The following is a 16,061-nucleotide window of genomic DNA, read 5'->3' on the forward strand; positions in this document are numbered from 1 at the left end:
TGGCGGGCGATGGGGCCGGTGGTGTGTTCGGGCGAGCTGGTCATGTCGCTATCGATCATGCCGTACGGCGCAGTACGACGAGACAGCGTGCGGGCACTTGCACCGTGGCCGACGCGCCGTGACGGTCGCTGCCTGCCGGTTCGCCGGTCGGGGTGGAGCAGTCGAGCGCCACCGTCCAGGCCTGGCCGTGTCGGCCGTCGGGCAGGGTGAAGTCGAGGGCCGCGTCGTGGGCGTTGAAGCACAGCAGGAACGAGTCGTCGGTGACGCGCTGCCCGCGCGGGCCCGGTTCGCCGATGCCGTCGCCGTTGAGGAACACCGCGAGCGAGCGCGCGAAACCGGTCTCCCAGTGGGCGTCGGTCATGGCCGCGCCGCCGGGGGTGTACCAGGCGATGTCACCGGGCCCGTCCGGCGCGGGCGCGGGATCGAAGAAGCGCCGCCGCCGGAACACCGGGTGCGCGGCGCGCAGGGCGACGGTGCGCCTGGTGAATTCGAGCAGCTCTGCCTCGGTGTCCATGCGGGTCCAGTCCATCCACGACAGCGGCGAATCCTGACAGTAGACATTGTTGTTGCCGTGCTGGGTGCGGCCGAACTCGTCGCCGTGCAACAACATCGGGGTGCCCTGCGAGAGCATCAGGGTGGCGAGCAGGTTGCGGCGCTGCCGGGCCCGCAGGGCCAGGATCTCCGGGTCGTCGGTGGGGCCTTCGACGCCGCAGTTCCAGGAGCGATTGTAGGTTTCGCCGTCCTGGTTGCCCTCGCCGTTGGCGTCATTGTGTTTCTCGTTGTAGGACACCAGGTCCGTGAGGGTGAAGCCGTCGTGCGCGGTGACGAAGTTGATGCTGGCGCTGGGGCGGCGGCCGGTGGCCTCGTACAGGTCCGAGGAGCCGGTGAGCCGGGATGCGAACTCGCCCAGGGTGGCCGGTTGCCCGCGCCAGTAATCCCGCACGGTGTCACGGTATTTGCCGTTCCATTCGGTCCAGGCGACCGGGAAGTTGCCGACCTGGTAGCCGCCCTCCCCGACATCCCAGGGTTCGGCGATCAGCTTGACCTGACTCACCACCGGATCCTGATGCACCAGGTCGAAGAAGGTGGAAAGCCGGTCCACGTCGTGCAATTCGCGTGCCAGGGTGGCGGCCAGGTCGAAGCGGAAACCGTCCACGTGCATATCGAGCACCCAGTACCGCAGCGAGTCCATGATCAGCTGCAAGGCGTGCGGATGCCGCATGTTGAAGCTGTTGCCGGTGCCGGTGTAGTCCATGTAGTGCTGCGGATCGCCGTCCACCAGACGGTAGTACGCGGCATTGTCGAGGCCGCGGAAACTGAGCGTCGGCCCGAACTCGTTGCCCTCGGCGGTGTGGTTGTGGACCACGTCCAGGATCACCTCGATGCCCGCGGCGTGGAAGGCGCGCACCATGGCCTTGAATTCGGGGACCGCGGCGGCGGGGGAGGCGCCGGCGGCGTAGCCCCGGTGCGGTGCGAAGTAGCCGAAACTGTTGTAGCCCCAGTAGTTCCGCAGTCCCCGGTCCAGCAGGATGCGGTCGTCGAGGAACTGGTGCACCGGCATGAGTTCCACGGCCGTGACGCCGAGTCCGCGCAGGTGGTCGATGATCGCGGGATGCGCCATGCCCGCGAAGGTGCCGCGCAGCTCCGGCGGCACCTCGGGGTGGGTGACGGTCATGCCCTTCACGTGCGCCTCGTAGATGACCGTTTCGTGGTACGGCCGTTTCGGCGCGCGGTCGTCGGCCCAGTCGAACCATGGGTTGATCACCACCCCGGTCATGGTGTGCCCGAGCGAGTTCTGCCCGTAGTTGTAGGGCGCGATCGCGGTGCCGAAGTCGCCCTCGAACGCCTTGCCGTACGGGTCGAGCAGCAGTTTGCTCGGATCGCAGCGCAGCCCCTCGGCCGGTTCGAAGGGGCCGTGCACCCGGAAGCCGTAGCGCTGCCCGGGGCCGATCCCGGGCAGGTAGGCGTGCCAGACGTACCCATCGACCTCCTCGAGCTCGATCCGGGTCTCCCGGTGTTCGGCGTCGATGAGACACAGCTCCACCCGCCGGGCCACCTCGGAGAAGACCGAGAAGTTCGTTCCGGCGCCGTCGTAGGTCGCGCCCAGGGGGTAGGCGGTCCCGGGCCAGACACCGAGCCCGGTGGTGCCGGGAGTCGCGGGAGCCATACCCGGAACCCTATCGGCCCGCGTCCAGCTCCGATCCGAGTGCCCGCCGCCAGGTCCGCCCGACCAGATCCACCCCGCAGCTGTGGTGCGGATTCGATTCGACCAGTTCGAATCCCGCGCGGTGATAGATGCGGCGCGCGGCGTAGAGCATCGCGTTGCTCAGCCGGTCGAATCGACCTCTGTGGCCGCGACATGCCCGGACAGTAGCAAGTTCATCGCTGCTTCCCTGGCGGTGAACATGGTCGCGCGGATTCGATCGTGGGCCTCGAGCTGCCGGTCGAAGCTGCTGGCCGCGCGGCCGATCGCGGCCTGTTCGGGCAGCGGGGGAAGCCGGACAGGAAGTTGTTTGAGAGTCTTCGCATTGATGCTCATGATGGCGGTGCCCTCGGCCCGGTCACGGATCCATTCCTGGGCCTCGGCCCCGGCGAGGTACGAGTGCAGGTACAGAGGATCGATGCCTTCGACGCAGGGTCGTAGACGGATCAGGCCGGTGCTGAACAGCCAACCGTCCTGGTCTGCCGTAACGACGGCGCTGCGGCCGACAGTTCCCGTTCGGCTGCACAACAGATCGCCGACCGCGATTCGGTATGTCGAACGTCGCTCAGCCTCTTGCGGATTCGTGTGATCGGACGGCGGTGTGACCCGTCCCCTGGCAAGATCCTTCGGTTTGACGACTGGCGTCGTGCCATCCGGATCGACCTCGATAGATGCGCCGGGGGTGATGGAGCAGATGTCCCCCAATACAGTCATCGGCCACTCCGGGTGCCTGCCGGTGGACGTGATCAGAGCCGATAGAATCATGTCTACGGTGGAGTCGGCCCGGCGTCCGGCCTGCTGATCGGTCGTGAGGCGTGCGGCAGTTCGGCGGAGGACCGTCAGAGTGGATTTCGGGTCTCGAGCACCCAGACTGGCGCGCAGATAGACAGCCGGAGTGAGCCTGTACTGATGCTCACGGATTGTGGAGATGTCGACCGAAATGGCATTTGGCTCTCCCTCGATCCGCCGTTCAGCACGCCACGTCTTGACGATCGTTCCAATTCGCTCGATGTCCCGAGGGGCGAGAGTTCGTAGCGTGCGGTCGATGTTTGTTCCGTTCTGGGACGCGTCGATAAATAGGACATCGGAGGATTCGGACGGAGCGCGTAGTAGCCAGACGCAAACCGGAATACCGGTGTGTCGAAAGAGTTTCGACGGCAGCGAGATCAGCGCTTCGACGCACCCGTCCTCGACCATATTGCGGCGGATACTCTCTTCAGCGCTGCTCGTGAGTGTGCTATTCGGCATGATCACCGCCGCGCGACCGGTGGATGTGAGGGCTTCGACCGCCTGCTGAAGCCAGGCATAGTTCGCGTTGTACCGTGGCGGAACCCCGTACCTCCATGAGCGAGAGTCATCCGTGGTCGATCGCATGTTGAACGGTGGGTTGGTCAGAACGAACGTCGCTTGTCCTGTGGGCCACTCGGACTCGGGCCAATCGGCCTGCACTCCGGAGCCGTCCGCGCCGTGCACGGCGAGGTTCATTCGCGCTATCGCGACAGAGCTCGTTGTCGGTGCAGTACCGATGAATCGTGGGAGTGGTTTCGGCGTTGTCGGATTCGCCATGTGCGCGGCAACGGCCGCCAAGAACTCACCGGTGCCGCAAGATGGATCGAAGACCTGCCCACTCTCCGCGGGATCGAGGCAGCTGACAAGCAAATCGGTCACACCGCGAGGGGTGAAGAACTCACTACTCCGGCGATCCGGCGTGAGCACGTCCAATGTGGTGAGGAAGGCATCGCCTGCGGTCTCTGTACTCATCAGACGATCGACCGCCTCGAGGAGTTTTCGCGCCGCGGGCATCTGACGTGGTCCGATGGCCGGAATGTTCTCGTCCCGAAGCTCCGGCACTTGGTCTCGCGCGTATTCGATCGCGGCCGCCCAGAAGTCTTCGTCGGCAGACTCGGAGTCGGCTCGAGAATTGCCCCGGGCCCTCGAGTAGATGAGGACGAGAGTGAGGATACGGACTTGTTCGAGGCGGAATCCCTCATCCCTGAGTCCAGACGCCGCGTCCCACAATGCAGCCGTCGCCGCTCCGGACTCAGGCATGCTGATCAGCCTGGGGGCGCAGCGCCAAGACCGAGGGGACGCGGTCCACAGTCCGCAGCCACGGCTTGATCTCGGGGCCGAGGCAATCGAGCAACGCGTAGATTTTGGCGTGGTCGGCGGCCAGCCCGCGGTGGTGAATCGGTTCGTGGTGCATTATCCGATTGCGGAACAGGCGCATGGTGTCGAGGTCCCTGCGCAGTTGCTCGCGGGGACCTCTGTAATGCGGAAATGCGTTGTGTAACGCGGGAACCCACAAATGACGGTCATACGCGCGGCTCAGTAGCGACACCCAAAGGCCGAAAGAGAGTTCGGCGACGACGTCGTCGGCGGAAGGGCACAGCTTGCGTTGCCGGACGTCGGCGGCGGCATTCTCGATGCGGGTCCGATGGTCCGGGCGCAAAGGTGCGACCGCCCACCAGTCCTCTTGCGAGAAGCGAGTCTTCAATTGATGGTGGATCGAGTTGCGGAGGCAGACCTCGAGGCAATGCAGTGGCACGTAAAATGCCTCGGACAGTTGAAGATTCCAGACATAGAGGTCGACCACGGGCACGTCTTCACGTAGCGCCGTGCGCAGGTACGGGGCAAGGCGGGGCACCGTGAATCGATCGACGAACCACAGTGGCGGATTATCGGACATGAACACCTCCGGCGAGTAGCACTGGTTCTCCGGCGGGGGTTTGGGCTAGACTGACTTCGTACGCCCCGGGTCCGCCTCTGCCTTGCATGCCGCCCGGGGCACAGTTCTGTCCGGCGTGCTTCCGGCGCGCCCGCTGCTCTTCCGTCATGCTTCCCCGGTGCTGTAAGTCACACGATCGTAGTTCCGAGGCGGTATCCCCCGCAAGTTGTACTGGCAATACAAAATTGGCCAGCAGGGTCCGGCGGTGCCGCTGTGATAACTTGAACGGCGTTCAAGCCCGCTCCTCGAAGGACCACCTGTGGCATTGACCGACCCTCTGACGGCATCGGCCGCGCTGTCGCCCGCCGAGATCACCGCCCTCGACGCCGCCCACGTGTGGCATCCCTACGGCGGCTTCCCGGCCGGCACCGAACCCCTGGTGGTGGCCTCGGCGTCGGGCGCCCGGCTCACCCTGGCCGACGGTCGGGAACTGGTGGACGGCATGAGTTCCTGGTGGGCGGCCGTGCACGGGTACCAGCACCCGGTGCTGGACGCCGCGCTGTTGGCGCAGTCGCGCAAGATGAGTCACGTCATGTTCGGCGGGCTCACCCACGAACCCGCCGTGCGGCTGTCGCGGCTGCTGGTCGAGCTCACCCCCGAGGGCCTGGACAAGGTGTTCCTCTGCGACTCCGGTTCGGTGTCGGTCGAGGTCGCGGTGAAGATGTGCCTGCAGTACCAGCGCGCGCTGGGCCGGCCCGGCAAGCACCGGCTGATGACCTGGCGCGGCGGCTACCACGGCGACACGTTCACCCCCATGAGCGTGTGCGACCCAGAGGGCGGCATGCACTCGCTGTGGTCGGATGTGCTGGTCCCGCAGATCTTCGCGAGCGCGCCCCCCGCGGACTTCCGGCCGGAGTACGTCGCCGAACTGGAACGGACCATCGCCGAGCACGCCCACGAATTGGCCGCTGTCATCGTGGAACCCGTGGTGCAGGGCGCGGGCGGCATGCGTTTCCACGACCCGCGCTACCTGACCGAACTGCGCCGCCTCTGCGACGAGCACGACGTCCTGCTGGTCTTCGACGAGATCGCCACCGGATTCGGCCGCACCGGAACGCTTTTCGCCGCCGACCAGGCCGGGGTCCGCCCCGACGTGATGTGCGTCGGCAAGGCCATCACCGGCGGCTACCTGACCCTGGCCGCCGCCCTGACCACCGCGGAGATCGCCGAGACCATCAGCCGCTCGCACGGCGGTCTCATGCACGGCCCGACCTTCATGGGCAACCCCCTCGCCTGCGCGGTGGCGGTCGCCTCGATCGAACTGCTGCTCTCGCGGGACTGGCAGGGCGAGGTCACCCGGATCGAGGCCGAGCTGAACTCCGGTCTGGCCCCGGCGCGGGACCTGCCCGGCGTCGCCGACGTGCGGGTGCGCGGTGCCATCGGGGTGATCGAGCTCGATCACCCGGTGGACATGCGCGCGGCGACGCACGCCGCCGTCGACGCGGGAGCCTGGCTGCGGCCCTTCCGCAACCTGGTCTATGCCATGCCCCCGTTCATCAGCACCTCGGAGGACGTCCGCCGGATCACCGCCGCCATGCTCGCGGCTGCCGCGGCCTGATCCTGGACTACCGCCGGGATGCCGAATTCCTAGCGGTTGGCCCGTTTCTCGCGTGCTTTGTCTGCATTGTCGCTGTCTGACAGGACTTCCCAGACCTTGAACACGCAGTGATAGTCATCGGACCAGCCACGTGCGATCAGCATGAAGGTGTCGCCGTCGCGCAGAATCGTGCGGCGGCTGATCAACTTCGGATGATCGGGAATGAATTTCGAGACGAGGCCAGGGACCTTCGCGAGAGCTTGTTCGCGGGTTCCCACCACCTCGGTGAGGATCTTCGGACTCCAGGTCTTGGAGTCGCCGAAGCCGGTCGTCTGCTCGACCACTATTGCCCATCGTGGCATCGCGCAGCCTCCTTACGATCCTCCAGCATAGCGCCGTCCACCGACACCCATGGCCTCCTGAACGGCGTTCAAGTATGCTTCCGAGCTGTGACTGCCGATCCCTTGAGCTGGCTCGACACCCGCGCCGCCGAACGCGTCGACGCGGGGCTGCGCCGTGAACTGCGACCCCGCACCTCCGACGCGGCGAGCATCGACCTGGCCTCCAACGACTACCTCGGGCTCGTCCGCCACCCCGAGGTCGTCGAGGGATCGGTCGCCTCCGTGCGGCACTGGGGCACCGGCTCCACCGGTTCGCGACTGGTCACCGGGACCACCGCCGAACACGAGCAGCTCGAGCGCGAACTCGCCGAATTCGTGGGCGCGGAAGCCGGATTGGTGTTCGCCTCCGGCTACGCCGCCAACCTCGGCGTGGTCACCGCGCTGGCCGGGCGTGGGGCGCTGGTGGTTTCGGACGAAGGCAGTCACGCCTCGCTGGTGGACGCCTGCCGCTTGTCGCGGGCGCGTGTGGAGATCGCGGCGCACAAGGATCCCGCCGCCGTGGATCGGCTGCTGTCGCAGCGCACCGAGGAACGCGCGCTGGTGCTCACCGATTCGGTGTTCAGCGCCGACGGCGACCTCGCCCCGCTGACCGAACTGCATCGCGTCACCCGGGCCAACGGCGCGGTCCTCATCGTTGACGAGGCGCACGGACTGGGTGTGCGCGGCGACGGCGGCCGCGGCCTGGTGCACGAGTGCGGGCTGGCCGGGGAACCCGACCTGATCATCACCGCGACCCTCTCCAAAGCCTTTGCCGCGCAGGGCGGTGTGGTGCTGGCCGGTGAGCGGGTGCGCGCGCACCTGATCGACGCGGCCCGCACCTTCATCTTCGACACCGGCCTGGCCCCGGCCGCCGTCGGCGCGGCCCGCGCGGCACTGGGGTTGCTGCGCCGCGAGCCCGAGATGGCCCAGCGGGTCCTCGACCGCGCCGCCGACCTGGCCCGCATCGCCGGTGTCGCGAACCCGGAGTCGGCGGTCGTCTCGGTCGTGCTCGGCGAGGCGCAGGTCGCCTACGACGCCGCCCAGGCCTGCCGGGCGCGCGGCCTGAGCGTCGGCTGCTTCCGGCCGCCGTCGGTGCCCGAGGGCACCTCGCGCCTGCGCCTGACCGCGCGCGCCGATCTCACCGAGGCCGAATTGGCCACCATCGCCACCGTTCTCGGCGAGGTGCTGGCCGAAGCCCGTGGGCGGGAGGTCGTTTCGGTATGACCACGAACCTGCTGTTCATCACCGGCACCTCGACCGACGTCGGCAAGACCATCGCGACCGCCGCGCTGGCGGCGACCGCCCGCGCCGCCGGAACCGAGGTCGCGGTGGTCAAGCCCGCGCAGACCGGCATGGCCCCCGGCGAGCCCGGCGACCTGGCCGACATCACCCGGCTCAGCGGCGTGACCCGCACCCTCGAATTCGCGCGTTACCCCGACCCGCTGGCCCCCGACACCGCCGCGCGCCGCTGCGGTCAGCCGCTGCTCACCCTGGCCGAGACGGTCGCCGGGATCGAGTCCTGCGCCGACGCCGACCTGATCCTGGTCGAGGGCGCGGGCGGGCTGCTGGTGCGCATGGGCGAGTTCACCCTGCTGGACCTGGCCCAGAAGATGAGCGCCCCGGTCCTGCTGGTGGCCGCCGCCGGGCTGGGCACCCTCAATCACAGCGAGCTCACCACCCGCACGCTGGCCGCGGCCGGTGTCGACTGCGCGGGCCTGGTCATCGGATCCTGGCCCGCCGCACCCGATCTCGCCTCCGAGTGCAATCGCACCGACCTGCCCGCCGTCACCGGCGTCGACCTGGTGGGTTCGCTGCCCGCGGGCGCCGGGGCCTGGGACCGGCCCGAGTTCACCGCGGCCGCGCCGGGCTGGTTCGACCCGGACTGGACCGATCGGTATCTGCGACCCTGACCGGTAGCCGCCCGCCCTAACGAGTTCCTCACGGGCGTTCTGCCACGGTGACGGCATGAGCGCGCCGGGAGTCGTGGCCGGTGGCCACCCTGCGCCTCTATCTCGATGCCGCGCTGCGGGATCCGGCCGACGCCCGCCGCGCCGTCACCGACGCGCGCTCGCTCACCGATCGCATGGGCCGCATGGTCGCCGGGCTGCTGGCCCGCACCCGCGCGGAAACCGGTGCGGGTGAACTGGATCGGCAGCGGCTGTTCCTGGATCAACTGGTGGAGGGCGTGGTCGCCGGCTGCGGCGGCGAGATCGGACTGAGCACCGAACCCACCGCGGTATGGGCGGACCCCGAGCTGCTGGCCCTGGCCGTGCGCAATCTCGTCGACAACGCGCTGGTGCACGGCGGCCCGCCGGTGCAGGTCCGGGTCGCGGCGGGGCAGGTGACCGTGCGCGATCACGGGCGCGGACTCGATCCCGCCCTCACCGACCCGTTCCGGCGCGGCGCGGTCGGCGCGGGCGGGCGGCACGGCATCGGACTGTCGCTGGTGCAGTGGGTGGCCGCGGTCCATTCCGGTTCGGTGACACTGGTTCCCGCGCCCGGCGGCGGCACCCTGGCCACCCTCACCCTGCCGGTCGCGCCGGACGACGCGGGCACCAATGCGCCGGGGCTGTCGTGATCTTGGTCACATCGAGCGTAGGGTGGCGCCCGTGCCTTCCACTCGAGTCGAGAAGTTCGTCGGCGCTCCGCGTCCCAGTGTCTTCCGCGCCCTCCTGGACGCGCATTCGGTCCGGACCTGGATGGTCCCCGACGGAATGACCAGCCGCATCCACGAATTCGATGCCCGCGTCGGCGGGCGGTTCCGCATCTCGCTGACCTACGACCTGCCCTCCGAGGCCGGCAAGACGAGCCCGCACACCGACACCTTCCACGGGGTCTTCGCCCGCGTCGTCCCCGACCGGGAGGTGGTGCAGACCATCGAGTTCGAGACCGACAATCCGGAACTGACCGGCGAGATGACGGTCACCTACACCCTCGACGACGCGCCCGGCGGCACCCGCGTCACCGCCCAGCACGACAATCTGCCGCCGGGGCTGTCCCCGGAGGACAACGAGGTCGGCTTCCGCACGGCCCTGCACAATCTCGCCGCCCTCGCCGAACGCGCTGAGGGACACTGATTCCGCTGCGGCACGCGCAGGTGATGCGCGCGATACCAGCGGATGACGCGCAGCACAAGCCTGGATGACGAGCCGGAAATTCGTACAGTGGATTGATGGCCCTGCCGGGGTTCCCGTATCCGTCCGGCGCCGCCGACTACGACGATCGGCGACGGCGCGCCCGCCTGCGGTCCACCCGGCTCGGAGCGCGCTGGGGTCGCTTCCGGCGGGCCCGGCTGCTGGCCCTGCGACTGGGCCTGGTTCCGCTGGTCGCGCTGGCCGCGTTCGTCGAGTACATCGGCCTGGACGTGCTGCCCGAACAGGATCGGCTGGCCCGCACCGAACCCTCGGTGCTGCCCATCGCCGCGCCCGCGGAACTGCAGGCCACCGACACCGCCGTCTTCGATCTGGTCGGGCTGGGCGTCCTCGACGCCGGGGACACCGCGCGGGCGCTGCCGTCGCTGTCGCGGCTGGGGTCGGTGTGGGCGGTCCGCTACGACAACACCGGTATCGACACCAAGGTGATCGCGGACCTCATCGTGAAGGTCACCGCCGCCGCCAAGGTGCCGAACGTGGTGCTGGCCGGGCACAGCATGGGCGGGGTCATCGCGCTCGAGATCGCCAAGCACCTGCATGAGGACAGCGACGGCACACGGGTGCGGGCGGTGATCCTGGACTGCACGCCGGTGGATCTGAACGCGGTGCGGCCCGAGAGCCGCGACCAGGGCGAGGAGATGCTGCGCTGGATGGGCTGGGTGCCCGGGGCGCGGGAGAGCCGCATGCTGCGGCTGGTCGTGGAAGTGTATGCGCGCCATGACCGTTTCATCGGCGGGCGCTACATGATCCGCGGCGGCGAGTTCCGGCGCGCGGTCGACGACGTGCTGCGGTCCAAGATCCTCAATACCGACGCCGCCGGCAACGGTCTGATCGAGGCGCAGTTCAAGGCCATCGTGGCGGGCGGCGCGGTGGACGACCTGCGCGCGCTGGCCAAACCCGCGGCGGGCAAGCCGCGCCCGGCCATCGTGTTCATCCGGCCGCACGACCCGTACGACGATCCGGTGGTGGACGTGGAGTACTCGCACCAGGTGCTCGTCGACCGGGTCGGCGGGGTGCGCGGGACCCTGCTGGTGGTGACCACGCGAACCACGGGGCACGCCAATCCGATCGAGCGGCCGCAGGAGTACAACACCGTCATCGAACAGCAGGTGGTGCCGTTCGTGCGGCAGCTGTGGCGGGACCAGTCCGAAGCCGCCGCGGTGGGCCACTGAGCGGGTCCGCGCCGGTGGGCTCGGCGTGGTCCGCCTAGCGCACCGCGTCGTCGGCGGCCGGACGAATGCCCGAGGCGGGCACCAGGTTCCAGCGTTCCAGCTGCGCCCGCACCTGCTCGGCGGCGTCGATGTTCAACGGCCCGCTGGTCCACAGCGCGTACGGCAGGTTCAGGAACCGGCCCTGCGTGACCGCCCGCAGATTCTGGATGCCCGGCTTGCCGCGCAGCAGATCCACCTTCTGCTGGAAGCTCTGCGGCGGATAGTCAACGAACACGATGGCGTCCGGGTCGGCCGCCGCCAGCCGCTCCCACGACACCGCCGTCCAGGTGTCGGCCACATCGGACAGCGCGTTGCGCGCGCCCGCCGCCTCCAGGATCGCCTGCGGCGCACCGTATTGCCCGCTGGAGAAGACGGTGTCGGAGGCGCTGTCGAAGAGGAACACCGTCGGCCGCCGCTCCGGCTGCGGCGCGGCCAACAGGGTGGACAGTCGGCGATCCAGATCCCCGGTGACCCGTGCCGCCTGGTCCGCGCGCCCGGTGATCGCCCCCAGCGCGGTCAGATCCGTGCGCAGCGCGGTCCAGGCGTCCACCACACCCCGCTCGCCGCCGGGCCGACGGCAGCTCTCGGTGAGCACGTACGGCGCGACGCCGGCCGCCCGCAACGACTCCGGCGTCAGATTCGCCGACTCCGAGTAGCCGTAGTTCCAGCCCGCCACCATCACGTCGGGTCGTTGGGCCAGCACCGTCTCCCGCGAGGGATAGTCGGGGGCAACGGAATTGAGCCGGTCCACGCCGTCCCCGTAATGCTTGCGCAGCGTGTCCGCGTCCCGCTTCAGGCTCGACACGGCGACCGTCTGGTCCTGCGCGCCCAGGGCCAGCACCATGGAGATCAGGTTCCCGTCATTGACGAACATGCGTTGCGCGGGCGACGGGAACCGCTGTTCCGCACCGCAATTGCGCACGGTCATGTTCCCGGTCGCCGCCTGCGGCGATCCGCACGCGGTGAGCACTCCCGCGATGGCGGTGACCGCGACGAGCGGAAAGATCCTGTTCAAGACCGTGCCTTTCGAGTCAAGACTGTGCCGTTCGAGCCGTGATGAGCAGATGGGAATCACCGGTGTCGGGATCCGGTATCCGGCGCGCCCGCACGCCGAACACCTCGTCGAGCACCTCGGGCCGCAGCGCGGTGCCGGGCGGTTCGAGGGGGCGGGCCCGGCCTTCGTCGAGCACCAGTACCCGGTCGCAGAACCGATCCGCGAGGGTCAGGTCGTGCAGGCTCATCACGACGGTCCGTTCCAATTCCCGGTTCAGCGCCAGCAATTCGAGCTGATGGGTGACATCCAGATGGTTGGTCGGCTCGTCCAGCAGCAGCACCGGCGTGTCCTGGGCGAGCGCCCGCGCCAGCAGCACCCGCTGCCGTTCCCCGCCGGACAGCCGCCCGACCGCGCGCCCCTCGAACCCGGCCAGATCCACCTGGCCCAGCGCCTGTTCGACCGCCGCCCGTTCGCCCGGCCCGCCCGCGCCCCACGGCGGCAGGTACGGCGTCCGGCCCAACGCCACCAGCTCACCCACCAGCAGATCGGTGGGCGGCACCTCGTCCTGCCCGACCAGACCCACCAGCCGCGCCCGCTCCCGCGCCGAAACCTGGTGCACCGGACGGCCATCCACCTCGACGCCACCCTCGACCGGTGCGATCAACCCCGCCAGGGTCCGCAACAGCGTGGTCTTGCCCGCGCCGTTCGGCCCGACGACGCCCACCGTCTCGCCCGGCGACACCGTGAAGTCGACCTGCGCGACCACCGTTCGCCGTCCCGCCGCGCAGGCCAGTCCGGCGGCCCGCAGCTCGCCCGCGCCCCGGTGGTGCGGCCCGGCCCGGCGGGGCCTCACGCCGGACCGAATCGGTAGGTGCGGCGGCCCATGAGGAGGAAGAATGCGGGGGCTCCGATGAGGCCGGTGAGGACGCCGACCGGGATCTCGGTGGGGCGGACCAGGACTCGGGTGGCGGCGTCGGCGACGACCAGGAAGGTGGCCCCGCACAGGGCGCTCGCGGGCAGCAGCACGCGGTGGCGCGGCCCGACCAGGAGTCGGGCGGCGTGCGGGACCACCAGCCCGACGAAACCGATGCCGCCGGAGACCGCCACCAGGACGCCGACCAGGACCGCCAGCAGGACGAACAGCGCGATGCGCAACTCGCGCACCGGAACTCCGATGGAGGCCGCCGTGTCCGGGCCCAGGTTCAGCGCGTCGAGCCAGTTGGCGGCGAGCAGCAGGGCCGTCAGGCAGGCCGCGACCACGCAGCCGGGCAACAGGATTCGGGTCCAGTCCGCGCCGGAGAGGCTGCCGAGCAGCCAGAAGAGCACCGACTGGGCGGCGGACGGGTCACTGCTGCGGAAGATCAGGTAGCTGCTGAAGGCGGCGAAGGCCGAGCCCAGCACCGTGCCGGTGAGCACGAGACGCAGTGGCGTGAGCCCGCCTTGGGCCAGGGCGATGAGGAATACCGCGGCCGCGGCGGCGAAGGCCCCGGCGAGCGCGCCCGCCGACAGCGCCCACAGTCCGGCCCCGGCGAATACCCCGGAGGTGATGACCGCCGCCGCGCCGACACCCGCGCCGGAGGACACGCCCAGCAGATAGGGGTCGGCGAGAGGATTGCGGACCAGGGTCTGCATGGCCGCCCCGGCGACCGCCAGGCCCGCGCCGACGATGGCCGCGAGAACGGTTCGCGGCACCCGCAATTGCCACACGATGGTGTCGAGCCCGAGATCGGTGTGCGCGGCGCCGGTCAGCCGGTCGCGCAGCACCGCGAGCACCTCGCGCACCGGGATCGTCTCCGCGCCGAATCCGGTCGCGACGATCATGGCCACGACCAGCAGCGCCCCCATGACGGGCAGGGCGAGTGAAGTCCGCGCGCGGCTCATCGCGGTAGCTCCTCGGGCATGACGCGGCCTCTCCAGAGTGTTGCGCGGCGGGGGAGGTCTGACTCGCACCGGGATCCGGTGCTCACAGTGGCGCGACCGCTCCGGATTCCCACCGGATTCCCGCACCCGCCGATACTGACGAGGGGAACCCTACCGTCCGGAACCTTCACCGGTTCCGGCTGGTCGGTTCATCCCGGTGTCCTCGAAGCTCAGCGGATCCGCGAACCGAGCAGATGCCGCACGCCGCTCACGAACAGCTGCAACCCGAAGTCGAATCGCGCGGTGGCGTCGGGCATGTCGTACAGCGGCGAGTTCTCCTCGGTGAGCGCGCCCGCGGAATCCATCTGGATGCGCGACTGCTCGTCCACGGTCTGCCCGAGCACGTAATACAGCAACGTGTAGGCGGCCAGCTCGGCTTCCTCACGCGTCATGCCCGCGCGAATCGCGGCGCTGGCCAGTCGTTCCCGGCCCTTGCTGGTGGTGAGGCGGGACGCGTAGGTGGCCGAGACCAGTTCGGCCCCGTCGCGGTAGGCGAGCAGGCTCTCGCGCAGCCGGTGCGCGAGTTCGGTCATCTGCTTGGACCATTCCTCGGCCCGGACCGGTTCGTCCATGGGCGCGAGAATGCGGTCGGCGACGGCGCCGAGCAGCGCCTGCTTGTTGGGGAAGTGCCAGTACAGCGCACCGGGCTGGACGTGCAGCGAGGTGGCCAGGCGGCGCATGGTGAGATCCGCCAGCCCGTACTGGTCGAGGATGGCGATGGCCCCGTCGACCACATCCGTGCGATGGAGTTGCACTGAAGAATCCGACCCTCTCGTGTTCCGGCTCACGTTCCGGGCTGCTAGCCTACCCTGAACACCGTTCAAGTTGCTCGGCCACGCGGCCGGACGAAGGGATTCCCGCGGACATGACCCAGGTAGCCGTCACCACCGTAGCCGGTACCAACGCAGGCGATGACATCCTCGCCATCGCTCGCGAGCAGGTGCTCGAGCGCGGCGTCGGCCTGACCCAGGAGCAGACCCTCGCGGTCCTGCGGCTCGGCGACGAGCGGCTCGAGGAGCTGCTCGGCCTGGCGCACGACGTCCGCATGAAGTGGTGCGGCCCCGAGGTCGAGGTCGAGGGCATCATCTCGCTCAAGACCGGCGGTTGCCCCGAGGACTGCCACTTCTGTTCGCAGTCCGGCCTTTTCCAGTCGCCGGTGCGCGCCGCTTGGCTCGACATCCCCTCGCTGGTGGAGGCGGCCAAGCAGACCGCCAAGACCGGCGCCACCGAGTTCTGCATCGTGGCCGCGGTGCGCGGTCCGGACGAGCGCCTGATGGCGCAGGTCGCCGCGGGCGTCGAGGCCATCCGCAACGAGGTCGACATCCAGGTCGCCTGCTCGCTGGGCATGCTGAACCAGGAGCAGGTGGACCAGCTGGCCGCCATGGGCGTGCACCGCTACAACCACAACCTGGAGACCGCGCGCTCGCACTTCCCGAACGTGGTCACCACCCACACCTACGACGAGCGCTGGGAAACCCTGCGCATGGTGCGCGAGGCAGGCATGGAGGTCTGCTGCGGCGGCATCCTCGGCATGGGCGAATCCCTGGAGCAGCGTGCGGAATTCGCGGCCGACCTGGCCTCGCTGGAGCCCGACGAGGTGCCGCTGAACTTCCTCAACCCGCGCCCGGGCACCCCCTTCGGTGACCTCGAGGTGCTCCCGGCCGCCGACGCGCTGCGCGCCGTCGCCGCCTTCCGTCTCGCCATGCCGCGCACCATCCTGCGTTTCGCCGGCGGCCGCGAGATCACCCTCGGCGACCTGGGCGCCAAGCAGGGCATCCTGGGCGGCATCAACGCCGTCATCGTCGGCAACTACCTGACCACCCTGGGTCGTCCGGCCGAGTCCGACATCGATCTGCTCGGTGAACTCAAGATGCCGATCAAGGCGCTCAACGAAACGCTCTGAGCGAAATCCACTGAGAGAAAAAGGGGGTTCGGGGCC

The 16,061-nt window shown here is 69.3% G+C and carries 16 protein-coding genes and 1 riboswitch; of the genes, 7 read left to right on the top strand and 9 right to left on the bottom strand.

Features of this window, described 5'->3' with window-relative positions:
• Positions 1-55: 55 nt before the first annotated feature.
• The 4 genes from glgX to ACFV4K_RS06545 are packed head-to-tail and all read right to left on the bottom strand — an operon-like array spanning position 56 to position 4,889.
• On the bottom strand, positions 56-2,167 hold the full coding sequence (glgX, locus tag ACFV4K_RS06530) for a glycogen debranching protein GlgX (protein ID WP_379272587.1): 2,112 nt from the start codon (positions 2,165-2,167) through the stop codon (positions 56-58).
• A gap of 10 nt (positions 2,168-2,177) precedes the next feature.
• Positions 2,178-2,318 carry a hypothetical protein gene (locus ACFV4K_RS06535; protein ID WP_379272588.1) on the bottom strand — a complete coding sequence of 47 codons (141 nt, stop codon included), beginning with the start codon at positions 2,316-2,318 and terminating at the stop codon, positions 2,178-2,180.
• A gap of 8 nt (positions 2,319-2,326) precedes the next feature.
• Complete coding sequence (locus tag ACFV4K_RS06540) at positions 2,327-4,252, bottom strand: N-6 DNA methylase (RefSeq protein WP_379272590.1); 1,926 nt, start codon at positions 4,250-4,252, stop codon at positions 2,327-2,329.
• Positions 4,245-4,889 (bottom strand): hypothetical protein, encoded by a 645-nt coding sequence (locus ACFV4K_RS06545; protein WP_379272592.1) that lies wholly within the window; start codon positions 4,887-4,889, stop codon positions 4,245-4,247. The genes ACFV4K_RS06540 and ACFV4K_RS06545 overlap by 8 nt, the downstream gene beginning before the upstream one ends.
• A 304-nt stretch (positions 4,890-5,193) precedes the next feature.
• Between ACFV4K_RS06545 and ACFV4K_RS06550 the strand changes: the two genes are divergently transcribed.
• Positions 5,194-6,486: an adenosylmethionine--8-amino-7-oxononanoate transaminase gene (locus tag ACFV4K_RS06550; RefSeq protein ID WP_379272593.1), complete on the top strand. Its 1,293-nt coding sequence runs from the start codon at positions 5,194-5,196 to the stop codon at positions 6,484-6,486.
• 29 nt (positions 6,487-6,515) lie between these two features.
• Here ACFV4K_RS06550 and ACFV4K_RS06555 read toward each other — a convergent pair whose 3' ends face one another.
• On the bottom strand, positions 6,516-6,809 hold the full coding sequence (locus tag ACFV4K_RS06555; RefSeq protein ID WP_379272595.1) for a hypothetical protein: 294 nt from the start codon (positions 6,807-6,809) through the stop codon (positions 6,516-6,518).
• 105 nt (positions 6,810-6,914) lie between these two features.
• Here ACFV4K_RS06555 and ACFV4K_RS06560 point away from each other — a divergent pair, with 105 nt between their 5' ends.
• The 5 genes from ACFV4K_RS06560 (at position 6,915) to ACFV4K_RS06580 (ending at position 11,169) form a co-directional block, all read left to right on the top strand.
• Entirely contained in the window at positions 6,915-8,069 is a 1,155-nt protein-coding gene (locus ACFV4K_RS06560; protein WP_379272596.1) for an 8-amino-7-oxononanoate synthase, read from the top strand.
• Complete coding sequence (gene bioD, locus ACFV4K_RS06565; protein ID WP_379272598.1) at positions 8,066-8,755, top strand: dethiobiotin synthase; 690 nt, start codon at positions 8,066-8,068, stop codon at positions 8,753-8,755. The genes ACFV4K_RS06560 and bioD overlap by 4 nt, the downstream gene beginning before the upstream one ends.
• A gap of 80 nt (positions 8,756-8,835) precedes the next feature.
• Positions 8,836-9,423 (top strand): sensor histidine kinase, encoded by a 588-nt coding sequence (locus ACFV4K_RS06570; RefSeq protein ID WP_379272600.1) that lies wholly within the window; start codon positions 8,836-8,838, stop codon positions 9,421-9,423.
• A 31-nt stretch (positions 9,424-9,454) separates the two neighbouring features.
• Positions 9,455-9,922, top strand: coding sequence for an SRPBCC family protein (locus tag ACFV4K_RS06575; RefSeq protein ID WP_379272601.1), 468 nt, complete (start codon positions 9,455-9,457; stop codon positions 9,920-9,922).
• A 95-nt stretch (positions 9,923-10,017) separates the two neighbouring features.
• The gene (locus ACFV4K_RS06580) at positions 10,018-11,169 is read left to right on the top strand and encodes an alpha/beta fold hydrolase (protein WP_379272603.1); all 1,152 of its coding nucleotides are present in this window, start codon (positions 10,018-10,020) and stop codon (positions 11,167-11,169) included.
• A 34-nt stretch (positions 11,170-11,203) separates the two neighbouring features.
• On the opposite strand, the gene ACFV4K_RS06585 is transcribed toward ACFV4K_RS06580, so the two are convergent.
• From ACFV4K_RS06585 to ACFV4K_RS06600, 4 genes are all read right to left on the bottom strand, one after another.
• Positions 11,204-12,223 carry an ABC transporter substrate-binding protein gene (locus ACFV4K_RS06585; protein WP_379272605.1) on the bottom strand — a complete coding sequence of 340 codons (1,020 nt, stop codon included), beginning with the start codon at positions 12,221-12,223 and terminating at the stop codon, positions 11,204-11,206.
• A 16-nt stretch (positions 12,224-12,239) separates the two neighbouring features.
• The gene (locus tag ACFV4K_RS06590) at positions 12,240-13,055 is read right to left on the bottom strand and encodes an ABC transporter ATP-binding protein (RefSeq protein ID WP_379272607.1); all 816 of its coding nucleotides are present in this window, start codon (positions 13,053-13,055) and stop codon (positions 12,240-12,242) included.
• The gene (locus tag ACFV4K_RS06595) at positions 13,052-14,083 is read right to left on the bottom strand and encodes a FecCD family ABC transporter permease (RefSeq protein ID WP_379272608.1); all 1,032 of its coding nucleotides are present in this window, start codon (positions 14,081-14,083) and stop codon (positions 13,052-13,054) included. Before ACFV4K_RS06595 ends, ACFV4K_RS06590 begins: the two co-directional genes overlap by 4 nt.
• 33 nt (positions 14,084-14,116) lie before the next feature.
• A riboswitch (cobalamin riboswitch) is annotated at positions 14,117-14,251 on the bottom strand.
• 41 nt (positions 14,252-14,292) lie between these two features.
• Entirely contained in the window at positions 14,293-14,877 is a 585-nt protein-coding gene (locus tag ACFV4K_RS06600; RefSeq protein WP_357095181.1) for a TetR/AcrR family transcriptional regulator C-terminal domain-containing protein, read from the bottom strand.
• A gap of 110 nt (positions 14,878-14,987) precedes the next feature.
• Between ACFV4K_RS06600 and bioB the strand changes: the two genes are divergently transcribed.
• A complete protein-coding gene (bioB, locus tag ACFV4K_RS06605; RefSeq protein WP_379272610.1) occupies positions 14,988-16,025 on the top strand; it encodes a biotin synthase BioB in 1,038 nt (345 codons plus the stop codon).
• Positions 16,026-16,061 lie beyond the last annotated feature (36 nt).

Source organism: Nocardia sp. NPDC059764, from assembly GCF_042732555.1.
Taxonomy (GTDB): domain Bacteria; phylum Actinomycetota; class Actinomycetes; order Mycobacteriales; family Mycobacteriaceae; genus Nocardia.